This window comes from Anaerotignum sp. (assembly GCF_030625865.1).
Classification (GTDB): Bacteria; Bacillota; Clostridia; order Lachnospirales; family Anaerotignaceae; genus Chakrabartyella.
On the sequence record NZ_DAOUQB010000033.1, the window covers coordinates 1 to 24,753 of the forward strand.

25 protein-coding genes, 2 tRNA genes and 1 pseudogene are annotated in these 24,753 nt (G+C 37.7%); 16 read left to right on the forward strand and 12 right to left on the reverse strand.

The window, feature by feature from the left end; genetic code table 11:
* A partial coding sequence (locus tag P9Q65_RS09870; protein ID WP_304509265.1) for an IS110 family transposase occupies nt 1–313 on the reverse strand: 313 nt, incomplete at its 3' end.
* 178 nt (nt 314–491) lie between these two features.
* Between P9Q65_RS09870 and P9Q65_RS09875 the strand changes: the two genes are divergently transcribed.
* From P9Q65_RS09875 to P9Q65_RS09905, 7 genes and pseudogenes are all read left to right on the forward strand, one after another.
* Nucleotides 492–845 carry a hypothetical protein gene (locus P9Q65_RS09875; RefSeq protein ID WP_304509266.1) on the forward strand — a complete coding sequence of 118 codons (354 nt, stop codon included), beginning with the start codon at nt 492–494 and terminating at the stop codon, nt 843–845.
* Nucleotides 846–849: 4 nt separating this feature from the next.
* Entirely contained in the window at nt 850–1,152 is a 303-nt protein-coding gene (locus P9Q65_RS09880) for a hypothetical protein (RefSeq protein WP_304509267.1), read from the forward strand.
* Nucleotides 1,136–1,489 (forward strand): hypothetical protein, encoded by a 354-nt coding sequence (locus P9Q65_RS09885; protein WP_304509268.1) that lies wholly within the window; start codon nt 1,136–1,138, stop codon nt 1,487–1,489. Before P9Q65_RS09880 ends, P9Q65_RS09885 begins: the two co-directional genes overlap by 17 nt.
* Entirely contained in the window at nt 1,486–2,097 is a 612-nt protein-coding gene (locus P9Q65_RS09890; protein ID WP_304509269.1) for a hypothetical protein, read from the forward strand. The genes P9Q65_RS09885 and P9Q65_RS09890 overlap by 4 nt, the downstream gene beginning before the upstream one ends.
* Before the next feature lie 811 nt (nt 2,098–2,908).
* A complete protein-coding gene (locus tag P9Q65_RS09895; RefSeq protein WP_304509270.1) occupies nt 2,909–3,193 on the forward strand; it encodes a helix-turn-helix domain-containing protein in 285 nt (94 codons plus the stop codon).
* A 69-nt stretch (nt 3,194–3,262) separates the two neighbouring features.
* Nucleotides 3,263–4,812 (forward strand): annotated as a pseudogene (locus P9Q65_RS13475) (acyl CoA:acetate/3-ketoacid CoA transferase).
* A 48-nt stretch (nt 4,813–4,860) separates the two neighbouring features.
* Nucleotides 4,861–6,168, forward strand: a complete 1,308-nt coding sequence (locus P9Q65_RS09905; RefSeq protein ID WP_304509271.1) for a GntP family permease — start codon at nt 4,861–4,863, stop codon at nt 6,166–6,168.
* 395 nt (nt 6,169–6,563) lie between these two features.
* On the opposite strand, the gene P9Q65_RS09910 is transcribed toward P9Q65_RS09905, so the two are convergent.
* The 5 genes from P9Q65_RS09910 to P9Q65_RS09930 all read right to left on the reverse strand — a co-directional run bounded on the left by P9Q65_RS09910 (nt 6,564) and on the right by P9Q65_RS09930 (nt 8,989).
* Nucleotides 6,564–7,172 (reverse strand): DUF4878 domain-containing protein, encoded by a 609-nt coding sequence (locus P9Q65_RS09910; RefSeq protein ID WP_304509272.1) that lies wholly within the window; start codon nt 7,170–7,172, stop codon nt 6,564–6,566.
* A gap of 785 nt (nt 7,173–7,957) precedes the next feature.
* Nucleotides 7,958–8,131 carry a hypothetical protein gene (locus tag P9Q65_RS09915; RefSeq protein ID WP_304509273.1) on the reverse strand — a complete coding sequence of 58 codons (174 nt, stop codon included), beginning with the start codon at nt 8,129–8,131 and terminating at the stop codon, nt 7,958–7,960.
* 15 nt (nt 8,132–8,146) lie between these two features.
* On the reverse strand, nt 8,147–8,296 hold the full coding sequence (locus P9Q65_RS09920; protein ID WP_304509289.1) for a hypothetical protein: 150 nt from the start codon (nt 8,294–8,296) through the stop codon (nt 8,147–8,149).
* A gap of 116 nt (nt 8,297–8,412) precedes the next feature.
* Nucleotides 8,413–8,625 (reverse strand): cold-shock protein, encoded by a 213-nt coding sequence (locus tag P9Q65_RS09925; RefSeq protein ID WP_304509274.1) that lies wholly within the window; start codon nt 8,623–8,625, stop codon nt 8,413–8,415.
* 211 nt (nt 8,626–8,836) lie between these two features.
* Nucleotides 8,837–8,989, reverse strand: coding sequence for a DUF6774 domain-containing protein (locus P9Q65_RS09930; protein WP_304509275.1), 153 nt, complete (start codon nt 8,987–8,989; stop codon nt 8,837–8,839).
* 760 nt (nt 8,990–9,749) lie between these two features.
* On the opposite strand from P9Q65_RS09930, the gene P9Q65_RS09940 reads away from it, so the two are divergent.
* From P9Q65_RS09940 to P9Q65_RS09960, 5 genes are all read left to right on the forward strand, one after another.
* Nucleotides 9,750–10,442, forward strand: coding sequence for a cysteine hydrolase family protein (locus P9Q65_RS09940; protein ID WP_304509276.1), 693 nt, complete (start codon nt 9,750–9,752; stop codon nt 10,440–10,442).
* 504 nt (nt 10,443–10,946) lie between these two features.
* On the forward strand, nt 10,947–11,099 hold the full coding sequence (locus P9Q65_RS09945) for a hypothetical protein (protein ID WP_304509277.1): 153 nt from the start codon (nt 10,947–10,949) through the stop codon (nt 11,097–11,099).
* Nucleotides 11,100–11,101: 2 nt separating this feature from the next.
* Nucleotides 11,102–11,962, forward strand: coding sequence for a prohibitin family protein (locus P9Q65_RS09950; RefSeq protein ID WP_304509288.1), 861 nt, complete (start codon nt 11,102–11,104; stop codon nt 11,960–11,962).
* Nucleotides 11,963–12,260: 298 nt separating this feature from the next.
* Nucleotides 12,261–12,695: a hypothetical protein gene (locus P9Q65_RS09955; protein ID WP_304509278.1), complete on the forward strand. Its 435-nt coding sequence runs from the start codon at nt 12,261–12,263 to the stop codon at nt 12,693–12,695.
* Nucleotides 12,696–13,080: 385 nt separating this feature from the next.
* The gene (locus P9Q65_RS09960; RefSeq protein WP_304509279.1) at nt 13,081–13,437 is read left to right on the forward strand and encodes a hypothetical protein; all 357 of its coding nucleotides are present in this window, start codon (nt 13,081–13,083) and stop codon (nt 13,435–13,437) included.
* A gap of 250 nt (nt 13,438–13,687) precedes the next feature.
* Here the strand turns inward: P9Q65_RS09960 and P9Q65_RS09965 are convergent.
* Together P9Q65_RS09965 and P9Q65_RS09970 are read right to left on the reverse strand one after the other, a co-directional pair.
* Nucleotides 13,688–13,761 (reverse strand) — tRNA-Pro (locus tag P9Q65_RS09965).
* A gap of 261 nt (nt 13,762–14,022) precedes the next feature.
* Nucleotides 14,023–14,205, reverse strand: coding sequence for a hypothetical protein (locus P9Q65_RS09970; protein ID WP_304509280.1), 183 nt, complete (start codon nt 14,203–14,205; stop codon nt 14,023–14,025).
* Nucleotides 14,206–14,609: 404 nt separating this feature from the next.
* Here P9Q65_RS09970 and P9Q65_RS09975 point away from each other — a divergent pair, with 404 nt between their 5' ends.
* A complete protein-coding gene (locus P9Q65_RS09975; RefSeq protein WP_304509281.1) occupies nt 14,610–14,807 on the forward strand; it encodes a hypothetical protein in 198 nt (65 codons plus the stop codon).
* A 352-nt stretch (nt 14,808–15,159) separates the two neighbouring features.
* Here the strand turns inward: P9Q65_RS09975 and ilvC are convergent, their stop codons facing one another.
* From ilvC to ilvB, 3 genes are read right to left on the reverse strand one after another with little or no spacing between them, the layout of a single operon-like run.
* Nucleotides 15,160–16,146, reverse strand: a complete 987-nt coding sequence (ilvC, locus tag P9Q65_RS09980) for a ketol-acid reductoisomerase (RefSeq protein WP_304509282.1) — start codon at nt 16,144–16,146, stop codon at nt 15,160–15,162.
* Nucleotides 16,147–16,176: 30 nt separating this feature from the next.
* Nucleotides 16,177–16,686: an acetolactate synthase small subunit gene (gene ilvN, locus P9Q65_RS09985; protein ID WP_304509283.1), complete on the reverse strand. Its 510-nt coding sequence runs from the start codon at nt 16,684–16,686 to the stop codon at nt 16,177–16,179.
* 10 nt (nt 16,687–16,696) lie between these two features.
* Nucleotides 16,697–18,355 (reverse strand): biosynthetic-type acetolactate synthase large subunit, encoded by a 1,659-nt coding sequence (gene ilvB / locus P9Q65_RS09990; protein WP_304509284.1) that lies wholly within the window; start codon nt 18,353–18,355, stop codon nt 16,697–16,699.
* Between the two features lie 865 nt (nt 18,356–19,220).
* Here ilvB and P9Q65_RS09995 point away from each other — a divergent pair.
* On the forward strand, nt 19,221–21,524 hold the full coding sequence (locus tag P9Q65_RS09995; protein ID WP_304509285.1) for a SpoIID/LytB domain-containing protein: 2,304 nt from the start codon (nt 19,221–19,223) through the stop codon (nt 21,522–21,524).
* A 44-nt stretch (nt 21,525–21,568) separates the two neighbouring features.
* Here P9Q65_RS09995 and P9Q65_RS10000 read toward each other — a convergent pair whose 3' ends face one another.
* Nucleotides 21,569–22,171 (reverse strand): cytidylate kinase-like family protein, encoded by a 603-nt coding sequence (locus P9Q65_RS10000; RefSeq protein WP_304509286.1) that lies wholly within the window; start codon nt 22,169–22,171, stop codon nt 21,569–21,571.
* Nucleotides 22,172–22,464: 293 nt separating this feature from the next.
* Here P9Q65_RS10000 and aspS point away from each other — a divergent pair, with 293 nt between their 5' ends.
* Nucleotides 22,465–24,279 carry an aspartate--tRNA ligase gene (aspS, locus tag P9Q65_RS10005; RefSeq protein WP_304509287.1) on the forward strand — a complete coding sequence of 605 codons (1,815 nt, stop codon included), beginning with the start codon at nt 22,465–22,467 and terminating at the stop codon, nt 24,277–24,279.
* A gap of 201 nt (nt 24,280–24,480) precedes the next feature.
* Nucleotides 24,481–24,554, forward strand: a tRNA-Pro gene (locus tag P9Q65_RS10010).
* The last annotated feature ends 199 nt before the right edge of the window (nt 24,555–24,753 follow it).

Consider the following 24,753-nt stretch of genomic DNA (forward strand, 5'->3'; position numbering starts at 1 on the left):
CTATTGCATCTGTTTTGGTACGCCGAAGAGTCTGAGACTTGTTGAACTTCGCTAGAAGAACAGGATTAAATTCCATGAAGCTGTAGTGGGCTTTTTCGAGGAATAATTTCAGGTTTAAGGAATAATGGGCAGTAGCTTCAAACCCTATCCTTATGTGTTCTTGATAATCAAGAGAATTGAGAACTGTAAGAAGTTGTTGAAAACCATCATGATTATTTTTAATGGTAAATGAGTTAAATACAACATCGCCTGATTCAGTAGTGATGAAGCAGTCGTGTTTGTACTTGGAAATGTCGATTCCGACAAAGTACATGGTGATACCTCCTTAAAATAATAATTGCACTGTTGTTTTCCACAAGGATTCCGACTGTGTTTTCACGTAAATTTAAACGTCAAAGCGTTAACTAGCTAATTACCAGTGGAGACGAAAAACTGTGGTCTGAGTCACCCCAAAACAGTCATAGCTGTAATTTAATAGAAACAAATCCACAGTGCTTTATCATTATAAAGGAGTAATAAAAATACCCCAACCTCGTTGGGAGAAAGGAAATAATCCAACTGACATCTTAGAGGATAATTGGATTATACGTGATTATATGACTTGGGAAATTGTGTTGGGTATTATTGCTTTATTTGGGTTTGTGGTTGCGATTGTAAAGCCGATTGTCTCTTTAACAAATGCGATTACCTTGTTAAACGCCAATTGTGAAGCATTGGCAAAACAGTTTAGTAAGTTTGATAAGGATAACAATGATGAGCACAGGGAGATATGGGAGCATAACATTGAGCAAGACAAGCTACTACAGGAACACGGTCTAAGGCTGCATGATTTGGATGGGAAGTGATGGCATGAGAAAAAAGAAAGCAACATTTTCTAAAAAGGCGGTGGAATGGATATTGATTACCGCTCTATTTGATTTACAGCTTTCTTATCTTCTTGCTTTTCTAGGGAGGGAGCAGATTGCCGAAACCTTGTCTATTACTGTTGTGACAAGTGTGATTGCGGTAATGCTGGGGTATTTCATGAAGTCGTTCAAAGAAACAAAAGAGGAAGAAAAGGTCAGGCTCATTGAACAAAAGAGAGAAAGGGAAGAAAAGCAAGTTTCAGTTGAGAATATAAGAAAGGGGAATGAAAATGATGTGGCTGGTTGAGAATTGGTTTTTATTGGTGATAGGTGTTGCTCTTGTGGTGATAGGTATTTCATTTGCATATGAGTTTTATAAGTTACCTACGGAAAAACAGGTGGAAACAATTAAGGAATGGCTGTTATATGCTTGCATTCAGGCAGAAAAGGAACTGGGTGGTGGTACCGGGCAATTAAAACTGAGGTATGTATGGGATTTATTTATTGCAAGATTCCCTTATTTAACAAAGGTTGTTTCATTTGAAATGTTTTCCGGCTGGGTAGATGCAGCGTTGGAGGAAATGAGAAAGTTGTTGACACAAAATAAGGCAATTCAAGAGGTTGTAAAGGGGGATACAGAATGAAATTAACAAATGTGGGACTGGTTGAATTTGTGAAAACCAAACTAGGTACCTCGTATGTTTACGGTATGAAGGGCACTGTAATGTCGCTTGCAAACTTTCGTTATCTCCAAGAACGATATGGGGTGAAAGTAGTTTGGAACAGTGATATAAAAAAAGTTGGCAAGGTATGCGTGGATTGTTCAGGGCTAATTAGCTGGTATACAGGTCGGCTGAAAGGTTCTACTCAATTTATGGTAGAGAGTGATGCAAAGCCTATCAGCACTATAACATCTGCGCCCATTGGTGTGGCTGTATGGCGGCAAGGACATATCGGGGTGTATATTGGCAACGGCGAGATTATAGAAGCCAGAGGCAGCGCATATGGAACCGTGCGAACTAAGGTAAAAGATAGGGATTTTACACACTGGTTTAAACTAAATGATATTGAATATGTAGAGGAGGTTGATGAAGTGGTAGAAAGGGATAAAATTATCGTTAATGGAAAAGAGTATGAGGTAGATATGATTCGTAAGGATGGAACAACGTATATCAAGACAAGGGACATTGCTGAGTTGCTGGGGGTGGAAGTTGGCAGTAAGGGCAGAGTGCCGATATTAGAAACAAAATGAATTTGGGGTGGCGATATGCCACCCCAAATTTTTTTTGTTATTTTGTATGCAAATGTGATTGAGTGAAGAAAAGAGAAGGTTTTAAAATCTTTAATTGGAGACAATTTTTAATATGTTTCAGAGAAAGAAAATCAGGATGAGAATTAGATAAGTGGTTATAGATAATTAATTCACAAATTTAACCTGTTGTGACTCTACAAAAATTGTGAGAAACAAATAAAAAACAAAAAGGTTTCATGGATTTTGCCACGATAATTGTTTTTAATATTAAGTGAAGTGATAAGTATGGTCATGAAGGAATATGTATGAATATTTCTGTTATCATTTGTTAAACAGGTTTCATTGAAAGTAATAAAACGGAAAGGAAATTTTATTATGAGGAATATTAAACTTAAAACATTCAAAAAACCTAATATAACCTAAAAACTATAATTTTTTGTATAAGTCATAGCGATTAGAATCATTCATTTTAAGATTTTTCTAAAAGAAAACAATATTTGGTGGTATTGTGTTATTATAAAATAGAGACGATATTTGTAGAAAAATAGAGAAAAATGTCTCTAAATGGGGATCGTGTCCCGAAATGGAGAACTGATTCTCCAAATGGAAAATATCTTTGGTATGAATGATTGATATTTAGATTTTTTGAAAGTCAAAGAATTTAATATTCATTTTATTACGATTTTTAATGAAAGAATGTTTTAAAAACTATTCTTGGCCGGGAAATGTTTGAGAACTGGATAATGTTATAAAAAGCGCTTATGCAGCGTGTGAAAATTTCATTATTCAATTGTCAGATTTGCCTAGCAAAATGGTTTCCAGGCATCGTTTTGGTACTTTTCAAGAGAATAATGGGAAAAAACTAAGCCAGGTGATGGACGTTTACGAAAAGAATATTATCATTGAAGCATTAAAAAGAAACGGATGGAATTGCCAAAGTGCTGCGGATGAGCTTGCCATTAACAAAGGGGGAGATTTGGATCTTTCTAATGTGCTGGAGTTTGAAAAAGACTTGGTTGGCCTTTGCTTTGCCACAGAGGATAAAGAAATTGGTATGACTGCATTTTTAAACAAAGCAACACCTGCATTTAGATAATCATCATACTGGGCTTTACCTCATTATTGAGGTAAAGCCAATATTCCAAAAATGATTCGAGGTATTCACATGAAAAAAATTAGAATTTATAGTGCAAAAGAAGCCGCTTTATTGGTAAATGATAATGACACCATAAGTGTGAGTGGTTTTGTGGCTTGTGGTTTGCCGGAAACATTAAACACTGCAATTGAGAAAAGGTTTTTGGAAACCAATTCACCGAACAATTTGACACTTTTTTATGCAGTGGGTCTTGGAAATCGTGATGGCAGCGGAGCAGATCATTTTGCCCACGAGGGTATGACGAAAAGAGTGATCGGGGGTCATTGGAATCTAGCGCCTAAGCTTGGACAATTGGCCATTGAAAATAAAATTGAGGCGTACAACTTTCCACAAGGTACACTCTGTCAGCTTTATCGTGATATTGCGGTACATAAGATGGGAACATTGACCCATGTAGGCTTAAATACTTTTGTTGATCCCAGAAACCAGGGCGGTAAGTTAAATGATATAACCACCGAGGATATGGTGGAGTTGATTGAGGTTGATGGGAAAGAGCAACTCCTATATAAAGCTTTTCCTATAAACATTTGCTTTATTCGAGGTACCTATGCGGATGAGTACGGTAACATTACTTTGGAAAAAGAGGTAGCACCTTTTGAGGTTACTTCTTTGGCGCAGGCTACAAAAAACAGTGGGGGCAAAGTCATTGTTCAAGTGGAATCTGTAGTACGGGGCGGAACGCTGGATCCCAAGCTTGTGAAAATCCCCGGTATTTATGTTGATGGGATTGTATTATCCAAAGATGAAGAACATCAGCAGTGCTTGAATTACCAATATGCCCCAAGCCTTTCGGGACAGATCCGAGTTCCTACGGATAATATGACCACGTTGAATTTGGATGCAAAAAATTAATAGCCAGACGTGCAGCAATGGAATTGAAAAAGGATACCGTAGTAAATTTGGGGATCGGTGCTCCTGAGTATGTTTCTTCTGTTGCGAATGAAGAAGGAATTGGGGATTTTATGACCCTTACCGTTGAGGTTGGCCCAGTTGGAGGGTTTCCCCAAGGTGGAACCCGTTTTGGAGGTAGTATGAATGCAGATTGTGTTTTAGACCAACCATATCAATTTGATTTTTATGATGGTGGTGGTGTGGATCTTGCTTTTTTAGGATTGGCGGAAGCGGACAAGCAGGGAAATATAAATGTTAGTAAGTTTGGGCCAAGAATTGCGGGGTGCGGCGGTTTTATTAACATAACACAAAATGCAAAGAAAGTATTCTTTTGCGGAACTTTTACTGGCGGGGGCTTAAAAACAAAAGTTGAGAACGGAATTTTGGCAATTGAGCAAGAAGGCAGTGGAAAGAAATTTGTAAAACAAGTAGAACATATTACCTTCAGTGGGGAATATGCCAATAAAACCAATCAGCCTGTTATGTATATCACCGAGAGGGCGGTATTTGAATTAAGAAAAGACGGGATGTATCTTTTGGAGGCTGCACCGGGAATTGATATTCAAACACAAATTATTGATTTAATGGGATTTATACCCAAAATAGATGGGAAAGTAAAAGTGATGGATGCAAGGATCTATCAGCAAGAAACTATGGGAATTAAGTAAAATTGTTTTTATTTAATAAATAACTATGAATTAGTAGGGGTGTTATAAATGAACTTTCATATTTTGATTCTTATAATGGCACTTATCCTATTTGGTGTATTAGCTTTTAAGCAAATCAATGCACTGATATTGGCGCCAATTGTAACTGTTTTTGTTATCGTTTTATCGAGAATGCCCATTTTAGAGAGCCTTTTGGATGCTTTTATGCCAGCGGCTGCGGAATATTTTTCAAAATATTTCCTTACATTTTTTGTGGGTGCGTTGTTTGGAGCAATTTATCAATTTACAGGTGCGGCGGAGTCTATCGCTAGATACATTAGCAAAATTTCAAGGGATAAATTTGTAGCGCCGGTTATTATGTGTATTACAGGTATTTTAACATTTGGCGGGGTAAGCGGATTTGTTGTTTTCTTTGTCGTCTATCCCATTGCATTACAAATGTTTAAGCGAGCAAATATCACTAGAATGTTAATTCCGGCGGCTATTTCCGCGGGATGTTGGACATGGTCTATGACGGCACCGGGTTCTCCATCTATTCAAAATAAAATCGCTATGCAGAGTTTGGGGACTCCTGCTACGGCGGCATTTTTACCTTCGTTGATCGCTACTGTTGTTGAATTTTTATTGATTTTTATTTGGTTGGAATACCGTTCCAGATCTTTTACTTCAAAAGGGCGTTTATTTGATGATTCGTCATTAAAGTATCAGTTAGCACCTTCTGAGCTTGAAGAAAATGAGAACAAAAATCTTCCTAACGTTTTAACTTCCTTTATTCCTATTATAGCAATTTTAGTTACCTTTAATGTTTTCAAACAGCCAGTAGAAACATCCGTTATGGTTGGTGTTATTCTTTCTGTGGTTCTGATGTTTAAAAGAGTCAAGGGAGTTTCTTCCTGGATTGAGGTATTTAATAAAGGTGCGTCAGATTCAGGGGTTGCCATTTTAAATACTGCCATTGTTGTTGGTTTTGGTGGTGTCGTGAAAAACACCCAGGGTTTTACAGAGTTGATTGGTAATCTTCAAAATTTAAACATTTCTCCTATGATATTTGTTATGATTTCCGTCGCCGTTTGTGCTGGTGCTTGTGGTTCCGCATCCGGTGGTATGGGCATTGCCTTCAATGCATTGGGGGGAATCTTTAGCAAAATGGGTGTTAATCCTGAATATATACATAGAATTGGGGCTATTGCAGCGGGTACGTTAGATACGCTACCTCATCAGGGTGCGCAGATTACGTTGTTGAATATCTGTAAATTAACACATAAAGAAGCTTATTTTGATATTGCAATTACACAGATTTTAATTCCTTTTCTAACTTTAGCTGTATTCATTCCTTTGGCGTCAATGGGGTTATAAACTCTTTAGAATTTTCCTTTTCTATAGACGCAGAGAAACAATTTTAGTAAGACCCCTTTTGATTACAAAATAGTTACCTCTCCAGCTAAGTAATCAAAGGGGGTCTTTTAAACGTTATCTTCTCTTTGTTCATAAAAATCGGCACAAAAAGGAGTAAAAGAATAGGAATTTAGTTGAAGAGAAATCCACGGGATTTTTGTAAAGGAATAAAAAAATAAGCCTTTTCAATCAACGTTTCTAACGCTCTCATAAGGAATCAAATTATAAGTTTTACCTTGTAAGTCTCCATTCCTAAGATTTAAAGTGTCGGAAAACGTTGATTTCTTGAAAAAGGCTTTTCTTAACCTTATGCTACCCCTTTGAAGTATTGAGAGGGTATTTTATTTTTAATTCACTTAATTGGTACTTTCATCGCCATTATCCTCAACGTCTGCACCAAAAGAGTTGGCAAGGTCTTTTCCAACGGACAAAAGGCCGCCGGTGATTCCATCTGCAAGATCGTCGGTGGGGTTGATTACCCATCCTGTTTCGGTTTTCTCTAATTGGATATCTACCTCTGTATCGATGGTTGTATCCTTATTTGCTTCAAAAGCACTGGCAAATGCTTCTTTTTGTTTTGCCTCTAATTCTTCTTCATCGAGGCCGGAGAAGGCAAGGGAAAACAGCTGGGTCACAAATTCTCCCATCACAGGTTTCATATCAACATTAGTAATTGTGGTTTTTACAGTGGCGGTTGAATCATTTATTTCTGTAGAGATTACATGGTAGGAAAGTGTTCCTAAGATATAATTCATTTCAGTAGCAGATTCTTCCTCTTCGGTATCATTAAGTATTTGGTCATTTCCGTCTTTAACGTAAGCTTTTGCAGATTCAAGATCACCACTTTTTAAGGCATTAAAATAATTTGCTACTACTGTTTCAGGTGAATCACTTTTGTTGCCACAACTAATACAACTAAAAGACAAGATAAAAATAAAACAAATTGCTAAAAACTTTTTAAACATTTTTTTCCTCCCTATTTTCATTGAAGCTGTTTGTTCGAAAGAGACTGGTGCAAAATGTCTCTTCAAATGGATAAAGCAAAACTAGTGTTAGTGCGATTGGTACTAATCATTTTTTTAAGAATCCCTCCTTTTTTTGATAAATATTAACAAATGATATAATATTTTACAAAATGGAGTTTGCTGGTTAGCATAACTTCCTTTCCCTCGCAGTATTTGCGGTACTGAGGGGGATTTTTTTATTCCATGTAATTTTTAAATAAAATGGATTCCCCTGTATTGTAAGAGTTTGTTCATTATTTCTCTTAATTCACGCGCTACTATCCAAAAGTTCTTCAAATTTACTGTTATGAAAGAGCTTGTTGCAATGGTTTGTATTGCATAAGAGAATAAGTTTAATACTAGGTTTTTAAATTTTATAAATTGCGTAATTGCCTTATGTGCACAATATGGAATTGTATTGGTAAATTTAACTATATAGTATTTTACTCAATTGGTCAATTCTTAAAGTTTTCGGACATCTAAAAAAATATGGTATTCTGAGTCAGAAATACTTGAATTTCTATGGGATTTAACACCCATGTTTAGTGAATTTTTGTAGGCCGCTAAGGATAGGTTTTTATTTGTATATTAGAAAAATAGGAGAAATATGAAAAAAATATTATGGGTAAAGAGATATTCTTGGAAGTGACAAAAAAGGATCGAGGGATAAATTTAATGTAGGAGTAGTTTTGTTTTTTTGTTTTGGCGAAGTGCAGACAATAAAAAAAGGAGCCGAAGCTCCTTCTTTAATCATCTCCTCGAAGCAAGTTTTCAGCATAATCCTTTAGGTTTTCAAAAGAATTCACGCCATTTGCACGGGTGCTGATTTGCTCTCTGACATAAACAGGGAGTTTGTCGAAATATTGTTTGGCATTTTTATCGCTTTTAAACAATTCATACATATCATAATATTTATCCATGAAAGCACCTCCGTTTTATAGGTCTTGCAGGTCTGCTGCGGGCATGTTATTTTCGATATTATCCCGCGCAAGATCAGTGTCGATTACAGGGTATGATTTGGAAATAGGCTTTTCCGGATCTCCGTCTATTGTAGGCTGTCGCTTTTTTTCATCCATCTTATTCACCTCAGCCTTAGATTGCCCAGAAAGGGTGAAAATATGTTATTTGGTTGACTTGACTTTTTTTAGGAGGGTATGGACAAAATGAAAAAGCCACTCCGAAGAGTGGCCTTGTAAAAGGTTTAGTTTGCGCAAACGTTAACAGCACGTGTTTTGCGGCTATCCTTTGGATCAGCTTCTGTATCAAAGGATACTTTCTGTCCTTCATTCAAGGATTTGAAACCTTCTGACTGAATGGAAGAAAAATGTACAAATACATCATCTCCACCATTGTCGGGTGTAATAAATCCAAAACCTTTTTCTGCATTAAACCATTTTACTGTACCGTTATTCATAATCAGTACCTCCTAAATAAATATTATCTCGAGCATATAAATAAAAAACTCTTAAATCGTAGTCAATATTAATTATCGACTAGGACTTAAGAGCGAATAATCATATATACGAAACTAACTTATTATATACCGTATTTGTTAAAATGTCAATGTAAAAATCAAAAATTAAAATAAGGATATTCAATTTTATTTGGCAATCAATAAAAATTCATTAGTTTGGAGATTTGCGTACCAAAATAGCACTTAGGGTATCACTAAATAAATCTAAATCTGCCGCCAGTTTTTCCAATTCATCATAGGTAAGACATGCGGATATTTGACAAGCAAGCATTGTAATTGCTATTATATCGGAACAGTTTTCCATGGAATCACCTCATTGTAATATATGAAATGGCAAACCCAAATAAGACAACAAAGTGACAGGCTATTTTTAATATCTTGAATTGTCAAGTCAAGTGCAACGATTGATTTAAAAAAACTTTGTAGAGTGATTTCCAACTCAGGCACTTACGAGGGCGTTTATTCAAGTTATCAGCGGAAGCAGCAATTTGCAAGTCGGAACAAAGAGCAACGTCAAACGATTTGGGCAAATACTCTCTGATTAAGCCGTTGGTGTTTTCATTAGTGCCCCGCTGTCAAGGTGCATGAGGGTCTGGAAAGTAAAATTGCACTTCGCCAAGAGCGGAAGTAACCGTTCTGTGCTTGGCAAACGCTTTTCCATGGTCAGGCGTAATGGTTTTTAGGCGCTCATCAGAAATTGACAAAAGTAATCCAATCATCTTGTCTGCTAGTAAGTCCGAATAGCGCTTAGAAATTCTTCTTGCAACAGTGTCAGCCTCTCAAAGCCCGATGATTTGGCGATTGTCTGCTTCCTTGGGTCGGTCTTGAATGCGATTTTTATTCCATCCCTTAATTAATATAATCAATAATATTGGTAAAGATGTTCTCAATAAGAAATACACATAAAACTATAGTGGCTTGGTAATAGTGGAAATATTTGGTGGTATTATATATAATTATATAGGCATAGTTTATTCTGTTTTATCGAATTTTTAAGGTTGAACATTTATGTAGTGAACAGAGGTTAGTAAATTAGAATTTAACAGATTATGGGGGGAGAAGCTATGAAAGAAAATACAACGCACTCTGCGTTAATTGTTATAGATATGGAGAACGGTTTTATTGATCCAAGAAGTCCTCATTGCATCAGGGGGGCAGCAGAAACAGTTTCTGAATGCAGAAAAGCAATCTGCACAGCGCGCTCCATTGGGATTCCAGTGTTCTTTGTTAAAAGAATTTATCGCACAGATGGCAGTGACGTGGAACTAACTCGCTATGAAAAATGGAAAGCAGGTGGACGTGCCATGACACCTGGTTCAACAGGTTTTAATAGTGCAGAGGCGCCTGAAGGGCTAAAGCCTGTTCCCGGGGATTATACCATTATCAAACCAAGATGGAGTGCTTTCTTTCATACGGAATTAGATTTAGTTTTGCGGCGCCTGGATATTAAGACGGTTATTCTCATGGGAACAACAACGCCTAACTGCATCCGGACAACAGCTTTTGATGCAGATGCGCTGGAATATAATGTGGTTATTCTGGAAGATTGTTGTTCTTCACAGACAGTGGAGATTCAAAGGGCTAATATAGATGATCTTCAACGAATGGGTGCTGTAATTATGAATAGTATAGAATTTGAACATTATCAGATTACTACTGTTTCTGATTTACATGAGCAAATTCGTAGAGAGATGGTGCATGACAATTACCATCCGGAACCTTTTGGAGAAAAACACTGTTGGTCGGATTTGTGGTAAATATTTGTGTAAGCACCTATATTTACTGGGATTGGACAAGTGAATATAGAGATGTATTATCCTTCTAGGACTTCATTTCATTATTGCTGTGAAGATAATTTCCTGTGTTGGATTGTACTGGTTTATACCGATGTAGTATATCCAATCAACTGGAAGAGGATGAACCAGGCGAACAATTGTGTATAACAGAAGCCAGCCCTTTTAAGAGGCGCAAGTAACAGGATGAGCTAAAGTTTGGAAATCAAAACATGAAGAAGATGACTTGCCTTTTTGAGATGAGGTGGTGATGAAAACAAAAGAACTATTATATTTTCGACTTAATTTTCATTACGGTAACGGCTTATTTTATGGCAATTGTTTATATTACAAGGCCTGTTGGTTATTTTGGAACAAGGGTTGAAGTTGAAGGGGATGAAAAATAGTAATTAAATGTAGAAAAAACTTGGATTTTAAGATAAAATAGAAAAATGGTAAATTTTTCAATAAAAGAAAGAAGGGAATAAATTGAATCCGGTATTTATATTTTTGGTTATTCTTGCTTTAATTGCAGTATGGTTTTTATTATCTTTTTTATATGAACCTATTGGTTCATTATTTAAACGTATTTGGGATAAAAGTGTAGAAGAAATTAATAAAAAAGACAAAGGGGATATGTGACTATGAAAGGTAAAATTGGAGCAATTGTTTTGGGTGTTGTATTGATTGTAGGGGGATTATGCGCGTACGCTTGTTTAGAGAGAATTCCAACGGGTTATGTTGGCGTTGTGTATTCTATGAGTGGAGGTGTAAACGGGGAACTTCTTACACAAGGGTTTCATTTAGTATCTCCCACGAAAAGAGTGAAAGAATTTTCGGTTGGTAATGAGCAGTTGATTTTAAGTGCGGACTCAAGAGAAGGTTCGGAAGTAGATGAGAGTTTTGCAGTGTCTACTAGCGATAAAGCAAATATCAAGATTTCTTTTCAGATGTCTTATAGATACGAAATTGATAAAGTAGTAGATACATATAAACAGTTCAAAGGCATGAGTGGGGCAGACATTGTTAATCAACGTGTAAGAACTGTATTGAAAGCTAAAATTTCTGAAGCTACAAACAAATATACTATGATGGATATTTATAGCGGTAACCGTGGGGAAATTAATGCTACCATTACTAAAATTCTTAATGATGAATTAGGGTCGAAATTTGGAATTGAAGTAATTGATGCAAGTATTATTGATGTTCACCCAGACGCACAGTTGGAACAAGCAATTAAGGACAAAGTTACAGCCATGCAAAAGAAACAACAGGCAGAGGCAGAACAAGAAACAGTTAAAGTTGAGGCAGAAACTAAGTTAATTAAAGCACAAAATGAAGCAGAAATTGCAATTACAAAAGCAAATGCAGAAGCAGAGGCAAATAGAGTTCTAGCTCAAAGTATTACTCAAGAACTTATTGATATGAAAGAAGCAGAAGCTAGATTAGAACATGGCTGGATTACTGTTCAAGGTGGACAAGCAATTGTGGATGCAAGAGAATGATAGTATAATTAAAAAACTGTAGATTGGAAGGATGCTGTTGGGGAAAGAAAGGGATATATTAATATTTAGAAGTGCCGGCGAGTATAGCAAGTTTTTACAGAGTGTGGAGAAAATTCTTCTGGATATTGGACAAGAAAAAATGATAAAAACGGGGCGTGTTTTCATGATATTATTATGATAGCGTAGACATTTGTATAACACCTCCTGGGGCATTGGCGTAAGCTGGTGCCCTAAATTTTTCGGCAAGTGGTAGGGAATTACTATTTTATGTCGAAATGTAAATGTAAGGAGGTGTAATATGGACGAAAGTATACGGCAAGAGGTTAATTTGATAGTAGATATTATGATAAATGAGACAAAAATAAAAATTAAAAAAGTTATTTCGTGGAAAGGCTTTTTTAAGATGATAAAGATACTAGTAAGTATTATTGTTGTATTGGCATTTGTGGCATTGGTGGCGAATATTGCGATAGGAATTAATAGTTATATTAAATTACATGGAATTGATTTAACGGTTGTTTCGGTGATTATTGCTTTTATGGCATTGAATACAGAGTCAGCTTCATTAGAAAAAAGCTATTATATCATGTATCATGTAAAAAATGATAAAAGAGTACCTCTTATTATCACAACTTTACAGGAGAAAGTAGCGGTCAGTAAGATGTCAATACAATTTATTGACATTGTGGAACATAAATGCCACACATATTTGCAAATCAAATATAAAAAATAGTTGCCTGAAATACCAGTGATTAAGGATATATGGGGGGAGAAATATGCTGAAAAGGTCATATGCTAGAGCATATATCGTTTTGTACTATATAGTTATTGTTATTTTTATCATTTCTTTTTTTATTGACAAGCAATCTGTATTACGAGAAATTCTCTCATGGACGTTGCTGGTTCTTTGGGTTGCTGTGCTTATTATTAGACTTAAATATCTTAGATGCCCATATTGTAGAAAATTAACTGTCGAGCCACAGTGGTCGAAGAGTGGAACTCAGGAGTGTAGTAATTGCTATAAAATATTTGAATACGATAAGTAGATATTTGATTAAGGATGCCTGAAGGTGTCCTTTTTTAGTGCAATAAAAGTGAGGTGAATTCATGGTTAAGGAATGGAGCAAACAGAAAGAATAAAAAAAGAGGTGCGCCGTTTAAAGAAATTGTTTGCAAAAATAGACGAAAATAAAAAAATGGTATTTTCTACGGTGGATGATGTTGCTTTTATGACAATAACGATGCAGGATTTACGAGAAAAAATAATACGTGACGGCACCACCATTACTTACAAAAATGGAGAAAATCAATATGGAAAAAAACAAAGTCCCGATGCACAATTATATTTGCAGCTTTCCCAAAAGCTTACCCAGGCAACAAAAATTTTAATTGATTGTATGCCAAAAAGTGAAAAAGTACCGGAAGTGAAAGAGGATGGTTTCGAGGACTTTGTGAACGAAAGGGAAAATGTCTAATGGCAAAAAAAAGAGAGTTTTATATCCATTAGCATATAACCCAATATTGGGAGGTGATAGAGAATGGAAAAGAATCCGTTTGTCGTAAATTTTTTTTATAGCGCACTGCCTTTGATAAAAAAAGCCATGCATAGGTAACATTTTTTAGTGTTTTTAACGTGATTTACCGCAAAATCAAACCTTCAAAACAAAAAGAAAAAAGTGCTGAAAACGCTGTAAAACCAACATTCTCAACACCTTTTATAAGTCATCGAGGCGACAAGATTTGAACTTGCGACCTCTACATCCCTAATGTAGCGCTCTACCAAGCTGAGCCACGCCTCGTCGACGACTTCTATATAATACAATATGAAAAAACAATTGTCAATACTTTTTTTTAGAGTGTTCAAAAGTAGAATTCTTAGCAAAAAAAACAATAATTTGAGATCTGTGATGTTTTGAAGGCATAAAAGTCTATAAAAAATACTGATATGAAGGCTATATTTAATCGAATAGCCTTATAAAGAAAAATTGATAAATAAGCAAATATTTCCTGGGAAGTATATTTTATTTGTCGATGATTAAAAAAACCTGCACTTAGGCAGGTTATTTAAGCAAGTCACTAACAATATTTTGCATATCATTTTTTGACTGCGCATGATGGGAACGTTGAATAACACGATTACGTGTGCCCTCATCCATAGATGCAAATACTTGCATAGCATCTAAATTTTGAGAAAGAGCCATCCCCAGACCAATAGGTATTTCTTTATCATTTAAGATGGACATATCCAATCACCTCTAATATAGTATCTGCTTAACAAGAAAAAATATCGAAGTGGTTTTCTGGAATTTTTATTGTTGCTTTCTATTAAATATAATAATGTAATTATGAGTGGTTATTGGTTGGTTAAAACAAATGCGTAATGTAAAATATTGTAAAAAATTATTGTAAAAAGGGGAGGAGGCTTTTTTGTAACGGTTAAAAAACAATATCGAATAAGCTTTTTTATTAATTTTGATTATATATTAAATGCAATTGCGGTGAAAGTAACAATAATCCCGATTTTAAAGGGTTCCTACCAAAGCCAATGGGTAAGCGATAAAGATAATTTAGAAAGTAAGATACTGCAAATCTACAATTCATAGAGTTTATTACAAACCGTCAAGTGAATCAGGGAACTTTTAAAAAGATGGATGATGTTCAATATCAATTTGATGGAGATAAAGCAGATTTTGATATTATATTAGGTAAGAATAATTCATTCGAAATTGAAATACCCAAGTTAAACAGTGGTGAGCCAGTAAAATTAGAGAATATTAATGATACTCCTTATACTTTTGGAATACAATGGCATAATCTAGAAGAATATAAAACATACTTAAAATAATAGGTGGAAAAGAAAGGCAGGTATCGATAAGACACCTGCTAAGACTGTAGACAAACCTATTTTATAAAACGAAAGGGCTTAGAAACGAAAAGTTTCCCAATTGGAATCCGCAGGATGAGCTTTGCCCATCCGAGGAAAATAGGGCGTTTCAAGACCTTTTGGTCGCAGGAACACATCTATTTGTCCTCTGCTAACTTGAAAAAAGCTTGAAGAAACTGAGCTTTTTTCAAAGGGTGTCGATAAAATCGACACCCTGGGCAGGTGTCTTATAGACACCTGCTTTATTAACCCCCAACAGAAAGTTTCTGTTGAGAGGCCCACCCGTAAAAATGTTATATTAAATAGGTAGAAATTAGTGTTTTTTCATGTGTCCTCTTAATTCTGCGCCAACGGATTCGCTCAAATGAGCTTTCTGCATTCTTCTCATGGCGTTAAAGTTAGGACGGTTAGCCTGATTTTCCAGAATCCATTCTCTTGCGAAGGAACCATCTTGGATATCCTTCAAGATCCCACGCATTGCTTCTCTGGTTTGTTCAGTAATAATTTTAGGGCCTGCTGTATAATCGCCGTATTCAGCAGTGTCACTACAGGAGTAACGCATAAAGGAAAGACCTTCTTTTACTACCAAGTCAATGATCAATTTCATTTCATGGATACATTCGAAGTAAGCGTTTTCAGGCTGATAACCAGCTTCAACCAATGTGTCAAAACCGGCTTTCATCAAGGCAGATACACCGCCGCAAAGAACTGCCTGTTCGCCGAAAAGGTCGGTTTCTGTTTCTTCTCTAAAGGTTGTTTCCAAAACTCCGGCTCTGGTTGCGCCCAAGCCATCTGCATAAGCCAAAGCAACATCCTTTGCGTTTCCGCTGGCATCCTGATAAACAGCAATCAAAGCGGGTACGCCGAAGTCTTCTTGATATGTACTTCTTACAACGTGGCCAGGGCCCTTAGGAGCGATCATGATAACGTCTACATCGCTAGGAGGTACAATCTGGCCATAATGGATATTGAACCCATGGGCAAATGCCAGTGTGGAGCCGGATTTCAAATAAGGCTTAATATCAGACTGATACATTTTTGCCTGTGTTTCATCATTTACTAAAATCATGATGATATCAGCTGCTTTTACAGCTTCGGGAGTTGTCATAACAGTTAAGCCGTCTGCTTCTGCGCGGGCTTTGCTCTTAGAGCCTTCATAAAGAGCAACCACAACGTCAACACCGCTATCTTTGAGGTTCAGAGCGTGAGCGTGCCCCTGGGAACCGTAACCAACAACTGCAACTTTCTTTCCTGCCAACATTTCTTTCTTTGCGTCCTGTTCATAATACATTTTAGCCATTTTTCATTTCTCCTTTGTGATATATTTTTTTTAATCTACAACATATAAACATTTACTGCCGCGTTCAACGGCAACCAGCCCGGTTCGACAATACTCAAGAATGCCGTATGGAGCTATATAAGTAAGAAAAGCGTTTAGCTTACTACTTTCACCTGTCATTTCAATGCAAACAGATTCGGGAGACATATCCACCACTTTGGAGCGGAATACATTTGCTGCATCTAAGATGGTTTGAAGGCTCTCGCCTGTTGCATTGACTTTTGCGATTAAAAGCTCGCGTAAAATTGTATTTTCGGGGGTCATCAGTTCAACTTTTTTTACGTCATATAGTTTGGAAATTTGTTTAAGCAACTGCTCTTTTTTATTGGCATCTCCTGTGGCGGTGATTGTCATTCTTGATACTTCAGGATTATTCGTCACACCGCAGGTAAAGCTGTCGATATTGAAATTCCGTTGACTAAAGAGAGATGAAATTCTGGTAAGTGCTCCCGATTGATTTGAAACAATAATGGAAACTGCAAATTGCTGATCACTACTCATACGAATCACCTCATTTCAAAATAATGTTATCAAAAGAGCCATTTGGCGGTACCATAGGGAATACGTTTTCTTCATCTGGAATCAAACAGTCAATTACAACGGGAGAACTGAGGGCAAAAGCTTTATCCAAAGCTTCATTTAGCTCTTCGGGATTTGAAGCCCGCAAGCCCGTTGCGCCAAAGGCGTCTGCCAGTTTCACAAAATCCGTTTTTCGTTCTAAGGTGCTTGCTATAAAGTGATTATCGAAGAAAAGATTTTGCCATTGCCGTATCATACCCAGCACACCGTTATTCAAAATAACAATGATTAGGGGAAGATTCTGAGATACAGCGGTTGCCAGTTCATTTAGGTTCATACCAAAACTACCGTCGCCTGTGAAGAGCACTGTTTTGTTGCCTGTTGCCACTGCGGCACCGATGGCAGCGCCCATACCATAGCCCATTGTACCTAGCCCGCCGCTTGTTTGGAATGTTCTTGGGTTTTTAAAGTTATAGTATTGAGCCACCCACATTTGATGCTGTCCTACATCTGTTGCGATATTTGTTTCGGGTGTAGCTCTTTCGTTTACGGCATTGATTACCTCCCAAGGCAATAAGCAGCCATTTGGTGCTGTGTAATCTTTTGTTTTGTTTTTATAGGAGTTTACTGTTTCCTCCCATTGGGGATGTTTTTGTGGTTCTAGTTTTGATGTTATGTAGTTCAGTGCGAAACCCAAATCCCCGGGGATTTGCAAAGTCGCATCTATATTTTTTCCTTGCTCGGCAGAATCAATATCCAGATGAATAATTTTAGCATTAGAGGCAAACTTTTTTTTGTTGCCTGTGGCTCTGTCAGTAAAACGAACCCCGGCGGCAATGACCAAATCACATTCGCTTATGGCTTTGGTTGCGGCAAATCTGCCGTGCATTCCGCTCATGCCAAGATATCTGGCGTGGCTGTTATCCATTGCTGTTAATCCCATCATACTGCACACCATAAAAGCATCTGTTTTTTCTACTAAAGTTGTTGCTGCTTCCGAGCAATTTGCGTTGATTACGCCACCGCCGCAATATACGATGGGGCGTTTACTTTCGTATATCATTTCCAAGGCTTGATCTAAAAGTGCTGTATCAGGCTTGGGATCAGGTGTTTTTTCCGCAATCCCTGTTGGGGAATATTCGGTTTTATCTAATTGTATATTTTTCGGGATGTCAATCAGTACGGGGCCTGGGCGTCCGCTTTTTGCAAGACGAAAGGCCTCTTGAACTGTTTCTGCAAGGTTTTCCACGTTATCAACACGGAAACTATGCTTTGTAACAGGGATGGAAAGTCCAAAGGTGTCAACCTCTTGGAAACTGTCGGAACCGATAAGTTCCATGGGGACATTCCCTGTAATTGCGACCATCGGAATGGAATCAGAATTTGCTGTGGCAAGCCCTGTAATCAGGTTTGTAGCACCGGGGCCAGAGGTAGCAATGCATACGCCAACTTTTCCACTGGCACGGCTGTAGCCGTCTGCTGCATGGGCTGCGCCTTGTTCATGGGCTGTTAGTACATGGTTGATTCGATGATTATTCTTATAAAGTTCATCGTAAATATTGAGTACTTGCCCTCCCGGATATCCGAAAATAGTGGTAACACCCTGTTCAATGAGAGTTTCTATCAATATTTGGCAGCCGCTTCGCTCCATTCGTATTCCTCCTAACTTTTTAATATACAAATTTTGGTGAAACAAAAAGGCTGTACAGTGGATACACTGTACAGCCTTTCGATTAAGGATTCTTTATCATGCAATCTCAATCAATTTGACTTTATCATCAGCTAACCACTTTTTACCAGCAAAAATAACCCCACCGAGAAGCACGAGGACGAGGCTAATAATGCTAATAATAATGTAGTTAACTGTCTGAACAAAGTTATGCATGATTTTTTCTCCCTTTCGTTTAAATTTGTTATTGGAAGTTTAAAACTAAATTGTTTTTTTGTCAATACAAATTTTTGATTTTTTTTTCACGAGAGCAGTTTTTTGTTAATGTGCTGTATGTTTTTAAATAAATACATAATTCTTTGTGCACATATTTCTGTACATCAAGAAGAATTAAATTCAAAAAAATAATTATAAAATACATTAACTTCATAATAAAATTTAAAAACTTTCAATAAAACGTAGCAATTATATAAAGAAAACAGAAAAAACAAGGAAAATTCAATACTACGGCCTTTTTAAAATTAACTTTTGCAATTTAAGCATGTAAAAAAACAGTAAGGGAAGAGATAAAACAAAAATAAATGAGGATGATGTAAAAAATAAAAAGAGAATGCCCATGTATTCTGGTAGGGTGATGTGGAAACGATACATAAAGAAAAGGTTTTATAAAAAACATTATTAACCTGTTTTTCGTAAAATTTCCCAATGTTTTTCGGTTTGCAAAAGCAGATGATAAGGTTATTTAATTCAAAATGCATCATAAGTTGGATGGATTTTGAAAACAGCTTGTTCTTTTTTTGTTCCAAAAGCATAGACTTGTACAAAGTCCAATGGGAGAGTGATACCAATGAAACGGTTATTAATATGGATAGTTGCTTTAGCTTTTATACTTAGCGGGTGCACGAAGGTGCCCCGAATAGAACCCACTGCACAAGCCCCTCAAGGCGCCATTGGAGATGATATCCCCATCAGCAGAGGACAAGCGGCAAAAATGCTTGCGCTTGCGTTTTATACACCGGAGGAAATTGAAAATTTGCCTGATGATGTTTCTTTTCCTGATGTTGCAAAGGAGGATTGGGCATATCCATATATTAATGCCGCAGTTGAGCTGGAATTCTTTTCCGGGGATGGAGAAGGTTTTCGCCCTGATGATGATTTAGTGCTATGGGAGGCACAAATTTTAATGGATCGTGTAGCACCGGATTATGAAAAACGAATGGTTTTAACGGATGATAATAGAAATATGCCCGTTGCGTATAGCCTTTGGACACAGCTTTTTGAAAAGGCATTAATGTCAAGGCGCGGAGAAGATAGTTTGTACTCCTACGGAATCGAAAAGGAGACTCAGGTTTTATTTACACCGGGGGAAGAAAATCTTTTTGATAGAGGAATTTACGGGGGAGATGGCTATGATTTATCGGTTTATACCGATGAAAAGATTTCATTTTGGGAAAAAGGCGGAGAAATTGTAGGATTACTTTCTGTAGAGGAAGCAACGCCTGTTGTAGAAAATATATATTGCCAAAAGGAAGGCGATCAGATCATTTTAAAAGGAGCAGGAGATAAGGGATATGCTTTTGAAGGTATGGAGTTTGAAGACGGACTTTGTAACGTGACCATTGAAAACGGAAAGGCGACGGTGAAAGAAGGAACAAAGGTTAGTGGTGAGGTAGTGAAACGGGTAGATGAAAAGAAAATTTATATTGGTAGTCTTGGAGAAATGCAATGGGCAGATGACTTTCGTGTTTACGATCAGGACTTATCCGCTAAAAGCCAAAATGCTTTAATTTGCGGCACTGATTTAGCAGATTTTTATGTTTTAGATGGAAAGGTAATGGGTGCAGTGATTCAAAAAGATGTGGTTCCCGAAAAAATCCGTGTTCTTTTAGGTGGAGGACTTCAGAAGTCTATTACAATCAAGGGTGCCGAGGGATTTTCTCTTTCCAATGGAGTTGGAGAGAAGGATTTTACCTCAGGAGAAGCTACACTTACTGCCGATTTGGCGTGGTTTGACCATGGAATTGTAACGGTTTCCGGAAAGGTTCAACTAACCTTTGAAGATGGAGTGCAACGCACATATACCGGCTTGATTGAAATGGAGAGAATAGAGGATAAAATAGCAATTATAAATGAATTGGATATGGAGGAATATCTCCTTGGTGTTGTACCAAATGAAATGCCGGTAAGCTTTGGGCAGTCAGCCTTAGAGGCTCAGGCCATTTGTGCAAGAAGCTATGCATATAATCAGTTTTATGCCAATGCCTATGGGAAATACGGTGCTCATGTAACAGATACCGTTGCCAGTCAAGTATTTAATGGAGCTGATACTGCCCTAGAGGCACAAAATGCAGTGTCGGCAACGGAAGGCATGTGTGTTGTTGCGGAAGATCGGGTGGCGCAAACCTATTTCTATTCTACTTCCTGCGGTTTTGGAACAAAGGATACGGATGTTTGGTCGGCAGATGGGACTTTTAGTGGCAAGGGAAAGTCTTATTTGAAGGGGCAACCCTATGGTGTATCCCAGGGAATGCCTGCATCCGAGGAAGAATGGCTTGCTTTCTGGCAGAATTGGCAGATGGATGGCTATGATGAAGACTCTTCATGGTACCGTTGGAAGGTATATTTTAGTGCAGGACAGCTAACTGAGATTACAGAGAAAACCTTTTCAGAGCTTTCCGCTTCCAATGCAGCATTGATTAAAGTGAAACAAGGGGATGGCAGTTGGAAAGCAGAAACACCCAAGGAACTGGGAAAATTAACGGGAATGAAGGTGGCAGAACGAGGAGAGGGCGGCGTAATTAAAATTTTAGAAATGGATTTTGAAAAAGGAGCCGTCCGGGTTCTTACGGAAAATGCAATCAGAAAGGTCCTCTCTCCTACAAAGTTGACAATTGGCGAGAACATTAATTTGCAAAGAATCAGCGGAGGAACGCTGACAGGACAGAAGATGCTCCCCAGCGCGTTCTTTGCGGTAAAAGAGATGAAAAATGATGAAGAAGCCCTCACTGGGGTTGCCCTTTACGGTGGCGGTTGTGGCCATGGCGTTGGGTTAAGCCAATATGGTGCGAAGGAGTTGGCGGCACAAGGCCTTAGCGGTGCAGAAATTGTGGAGAAGTATTTCCCAAATACAACGGTGGAAAAAGTAATGTAAGAATACGTTTAAAAAGGACATCTGAATCCAGATGTCCTTTTGTTTTATACTAAAGATACATATTTTTCAATGACGTCCACAATTTTTTCTAAGTCCATACGAGATGTATTCAGAATTAAATCGTAGTTTTCAGCTTTTCCCCATTTTAGACCTGTAAAATAGTTGTAGTAATTGGCACGTCTCTTGTCAGTTTTAATAACGGTTGATTCTGCGTTTTTAACAGGCAAACCGTATTCCGTGATTGCTCTGTCAATGCGATTTTTGAGGTCTGCTTGCAGAAAAACATGAACACAATTTTCCATATCGGAAAGAACATAGTCAGCAGAGCGCCCTACAATAACACAACTGCCTTTTTCGGCAACTTCTTTAATGATCTGGGACTGCACAAGAAAGATTTTTTCATTAAAAGGTAATCCGAAGGATTCCATACTTGGGGTCAAGGTTGTCAAGGAAAGGAATAAATTCCCTGCAGAGGTTTCCTCTGCGTTGACAAAGCATTCCCTGGAGAGTCCTGTTTTTTCTGCGGCCAAAGAAATCAATTCGTTATCATAAAATGGAATGCCCAAACGTTCTGCCAATAATTTGCCTACAATACGACCGCCGCTACCATATTGACGGCTTATGGTAATAATTTTATTCTTGTTCATGTGCATCACTCCTATTTATCATTAAGACAAAAGCTATATAAAATTATCCTACGAAACATTGCTGAAAAAATGGATTTCTTCTATAATAAAGGAAAAGAAATAACCATTTATTATTTTGTTATTATATCATAACAGTAAAAAAAAAGAAACTGCAGAAAGAGCTTTAAGAGAATTTTCTATAGAAACATTTTCTTGGACAAAAAGAATATGAAACTTTACGGGAAAACTTTACTTTTTCTTGAAAAATGGTATGATATAGGAAGAAAATTTTGTATTTGAAGGAGAAATTAAAAATGGGCGAAGCATTAACAGGCTTAAAAAGAAGCTGTATGTGTTGTGAAGTAAATGAAAGTATGATTAATAAAGAAGTTACGGTTATGGGGTGGGTTCAGCGCCGTCGTGACCTTGGACAATTGATTTTTATTGCACTGAGAGATAAAACCGGCTTGGTACAGATTGCCATTGATGGAAATGTGGCGGAAAAAGAGCTGTTTGAGAAGGCAGAAAGCGTGAGAAGCGAATTTGTTTTGGCAGTTCGTGGACAAGTTGCCCCTAGAACCGAGGGAAATATTAACCCCAATATGAAAACAGGGAAGATTGAAATTATTGCTTCCGAACTTCGTATCCTTTCTGAAGCTGAAACCACACCATTTCAGATTGAGGACAATATTACGGTAAAGGACGACCTTAGATTTAAGTACCGCTATTTGGATTTGCGCCGTCCCAGCCAGTTAAACAATCTGGTATTGAGACATAAGGTTGTTCAGGTGATGAGAAATTTCTTGGATCAGGAAAGCTTTTTAGAAATTGAAACACCCATTTTGGGAATTAGTACGCCCGAGGGTGCAAGGGACTATTTGGTTCCCAGTCGTGTACACCCTGGAAGTTTCTATGGACTTCCTCAATCTCCCCAGCAGTACAAGCAGTTACTGATGCTTTCTGGAATGGATCGTTACTATCAGATTGCAAAATGCTTCCGTGATGAGGATTTAAGAGCTGATCGTCAGCCGGAGTTTACCCAGGTGGATATGGAACTTTCTTTCATTGATGTTGAGGATATTTTGGATATCAACGAAAGAATGATGCAAAAGGTATTTAAAGATATTTTAGATGTAGATATTCCTTTGCCTTTAAAGAGAATGACTTACAAAGAGGCAATGGAGCGTTTTGGTTCTGATAAGCCTGATATTCGTTTTGGCATGGAGCTTGTAAATATTTCAGAGGTGGTTACCGGTACGGATTTTGCAGTGTTTAAAACGGCTCTGGAAGCAGGCGGCAGTGTACGTGCCATTAACGCAAAGGGATGCGGCACTTTCCCCAGAAAGAAAATTGATAAATTGGTTGAGTTTGTGAAAACCTACAGGGCAAAAGGCTTAGCATGGATTGCTATTAATGAAGACGGCAGCCTGAAAACCCAGATAGCAAAATTCTTTACGGAAGAAAAATTACAGGAAATCGTGGAGAAAATGGAAGGCAAACCCGGCGATTTGATATTGATTTGCGCAGATCAGGATAAGGTTGTATTTGATTCCTTGGGAGCACTGCGTTTGGAACTTTCCAGGATACTGGAATTAACAAAAGCGGATGACTTTAGCTTCCTTTGGATTACCGAATTCCCTATGCTGGAATGGGATGAGGAAGAAAGCAGATTTGTGGCGGTACATCACCCGTTTACAGCGCCGATGGATGAGGATTTGCCATTGTTGGCAACAGACCCCGGCAAGGTTCGTGCTAAGGCATACGATATTGTTTTAAATGGATATGAATTAGGCGGCGGTTCCATCAGAATCCATCGTAGAGATGTTCAGCAGAAAATGTTTGGGCTTTTGGGCTTTACCATGGAGGAAGCACAGGCGCGCTTTGGTTACTTCTTAGATGCATTTAAATATGGAGCGCCTCCTCATGGCGGTCTTGCCTTTGGCTTAGACAGAATTATTATGCTTATGCGTGGTGCAAGCAGTATCCGTGACGTGATTGCTTTCCCTAAGGTGAAGGACGCTTCTTGCCCGATGACGGATGCCCCCACTTTTGTGGATGAGAAACAGCTGGACGAGCTTGCAATTTGTATAAACCAAGAAATTGTGAAAGCAGCGGAAACGGCAGAATAATGCATTTTCTACGGTTTTATTCGGTGGCGGATGTTTTAGAAAATAGCGGCTCTATGCGTTTTTAGTATCAGGATTGATAGAATAAGGGTAGAGTCAACTCTCTGCCCTTATTTTTTGAATGGACATCATTTTAAAACCAAAATAATAGATCTGTCTTGACAATTTAGGGAAAAAAGTGCAAAATAAAACTGTTGTAAATATCGATGCGTGGCTCAGCTTGGTAGAGCGCGGCGTTCGGGACGCCGAGGTCGCAGGTTCGAATCCTGTCGCATCGATGCTTATAAAAAGGTGCTGAAAACCCATATTTGAGCCGACCCCCAAAAGTTAGACCTAAAAATCTAACGATAGGGAGGTCGGTTTTTTTATGGCAAAACATAGTTTTGAATTTAAGAAAAAAATTGTTTTAGAACACTTGGATGGGAAAGGGGGAACATCTTATCTTTCCAAAATATATGGTCTAGGTTCTAATACGCA

Coding starts and splice junctions, on each gene's coding strand:
- P9Q65_RS09880 (WP_304509267.1), top strand. CDS start 850: ATGAGAAAAAAGAAAGCAACATTTTCTAAAAAGGCGGTGGAATGGATA.
- P9Q65_RS09885 (WP_304509268.1), top strand. CDS start 1,136: ATGATGTGGCTGGTTGAGAATTGGTTTTTATTGGTGATAGGTGTTGCT.
- P9Q65_RS09890 (WP_304509269.1), top strand. CDS start 1,486: ATGAAATTAACAAATGTGGGACTGGTTGAATTTGTGAAAACCAAACTA.
- P9Q65_RS09895 (WP_304509270.1), top strand. CDS start 2,909: ATGGTTTCCAGGCATCGTTTTGGTACTTTTCAAGAGAATAATGGGAAA.
- P9Q65_RS09905 (WP_304509271.1), top strand. CDS start 4,861: ATGAACTTTCATATTTTGATTCTTATAATGGCACTTATCCTATTTGGT.
- P9Q65_RS09910 (WP_304509272.1), bottom strand. CDS start 7,172: ATGTTTAAAAAGTTTTTAGCAATTTGTTTTATTTTTATCTTGTCTTTT.
- P9Q65_RS09915 (WP_304509273.1), bottom strand. CDS start 8,131: ATGGATAAATATTATGATATGTATGAATTGTTTAAAAGCGATAAAAAT.
- P9Q65_RS09925 (WP_304509274.1), bottom strand. CDS start 8,625: ATGAATAACGGTACAGTAAAATGGTTTAATGCAGAAAAAGGTTTTGGA.
- P9Q65_RS09930 (WP_304509275.1), bottom strand. CDS start 8,989: ATGGAAAACTGTTCCGATATAATAGCAATTACAATGCTTGCTTGTCAA.
- P9Q65_RS09940 (WP_304509276.1), top strand. CDS start 9,750: ATGAAAGAAAATACAACGCACTCTGCGTTAATTGTTATAGATATGGAG.
- P9Q65_RS09950 (WP_304509288.1), top strand. CDS start 11,102: ATGAAAGGTAAAATTGGAGCAATTGTTTTGGGTGTTGTATTGATTGTA.
- P9Q65_RS09955 (WP_304509278.1), top strand. CDS start 12,261: ATGGACGAAAGTATACGGCAAGAGGTTAATTTGATAGTAGATATTATG.
- P9Q65_RS09960 (WP_304509279.1), top strand. CDS start 13,081: ATGGAGCAAACAGAAAGAATAAAAAAAGAGGTGCGCCGTTTAAAGAAA.
- P9Q65_RS09970 (WP_304509280.1), bottom strand. CDS start 14,205: ATGTCCATCTTAAATGATAAAGAAATACCTATTGGTCTGGGGATGGCT.
- P9Q65_RS09975 (WP_304509281.1), top strand. CDS start 14,610: ATGGATGATGTTCAATATCAATTTGATGGAGATAAAGCAGATTTTGAT.
- ilvC (WP_304509282.1), bottom strand. CDS start 16,146: ATGGCTAAAATGTATTATGAACAGGACGCAAAGAAAGAAATGTTGGCA.
- ilvN (WP_304509283.1), bottom strand. CDS start 16,686: ATGAGTAGTGATCAGCAATTTGCAGTTTCCATTATTGTTTCAAATCAA.
- ilvB (WP_304509284.1), bottom strand. CDS start 18,355: ATGGAGCGAAGCGGCTGCCAAATATTGATAGAAACTCTCATTGAACAG.
- P9Q65_RS09995 (WP_304509285.1), top strand. CDS start 19,221: ATGAAACGGTTATTAATATGGATAGTTGCTTTAGCTTTTATACTTAGC.
- P9Q65_RS10000 (WP_304509286.1), bottom strand. CDS start 22,171: ATGAACAAGAATAAAATTATTACCATAAGCCGTCAATATGGTAGCGGC.
- aspS (WP_304509287.1), top strand. CDS start 22,465: ATGGGCGAAGCATTAACAGGCTTAAAAAGAAGCTGTATGTGTTGTGAA.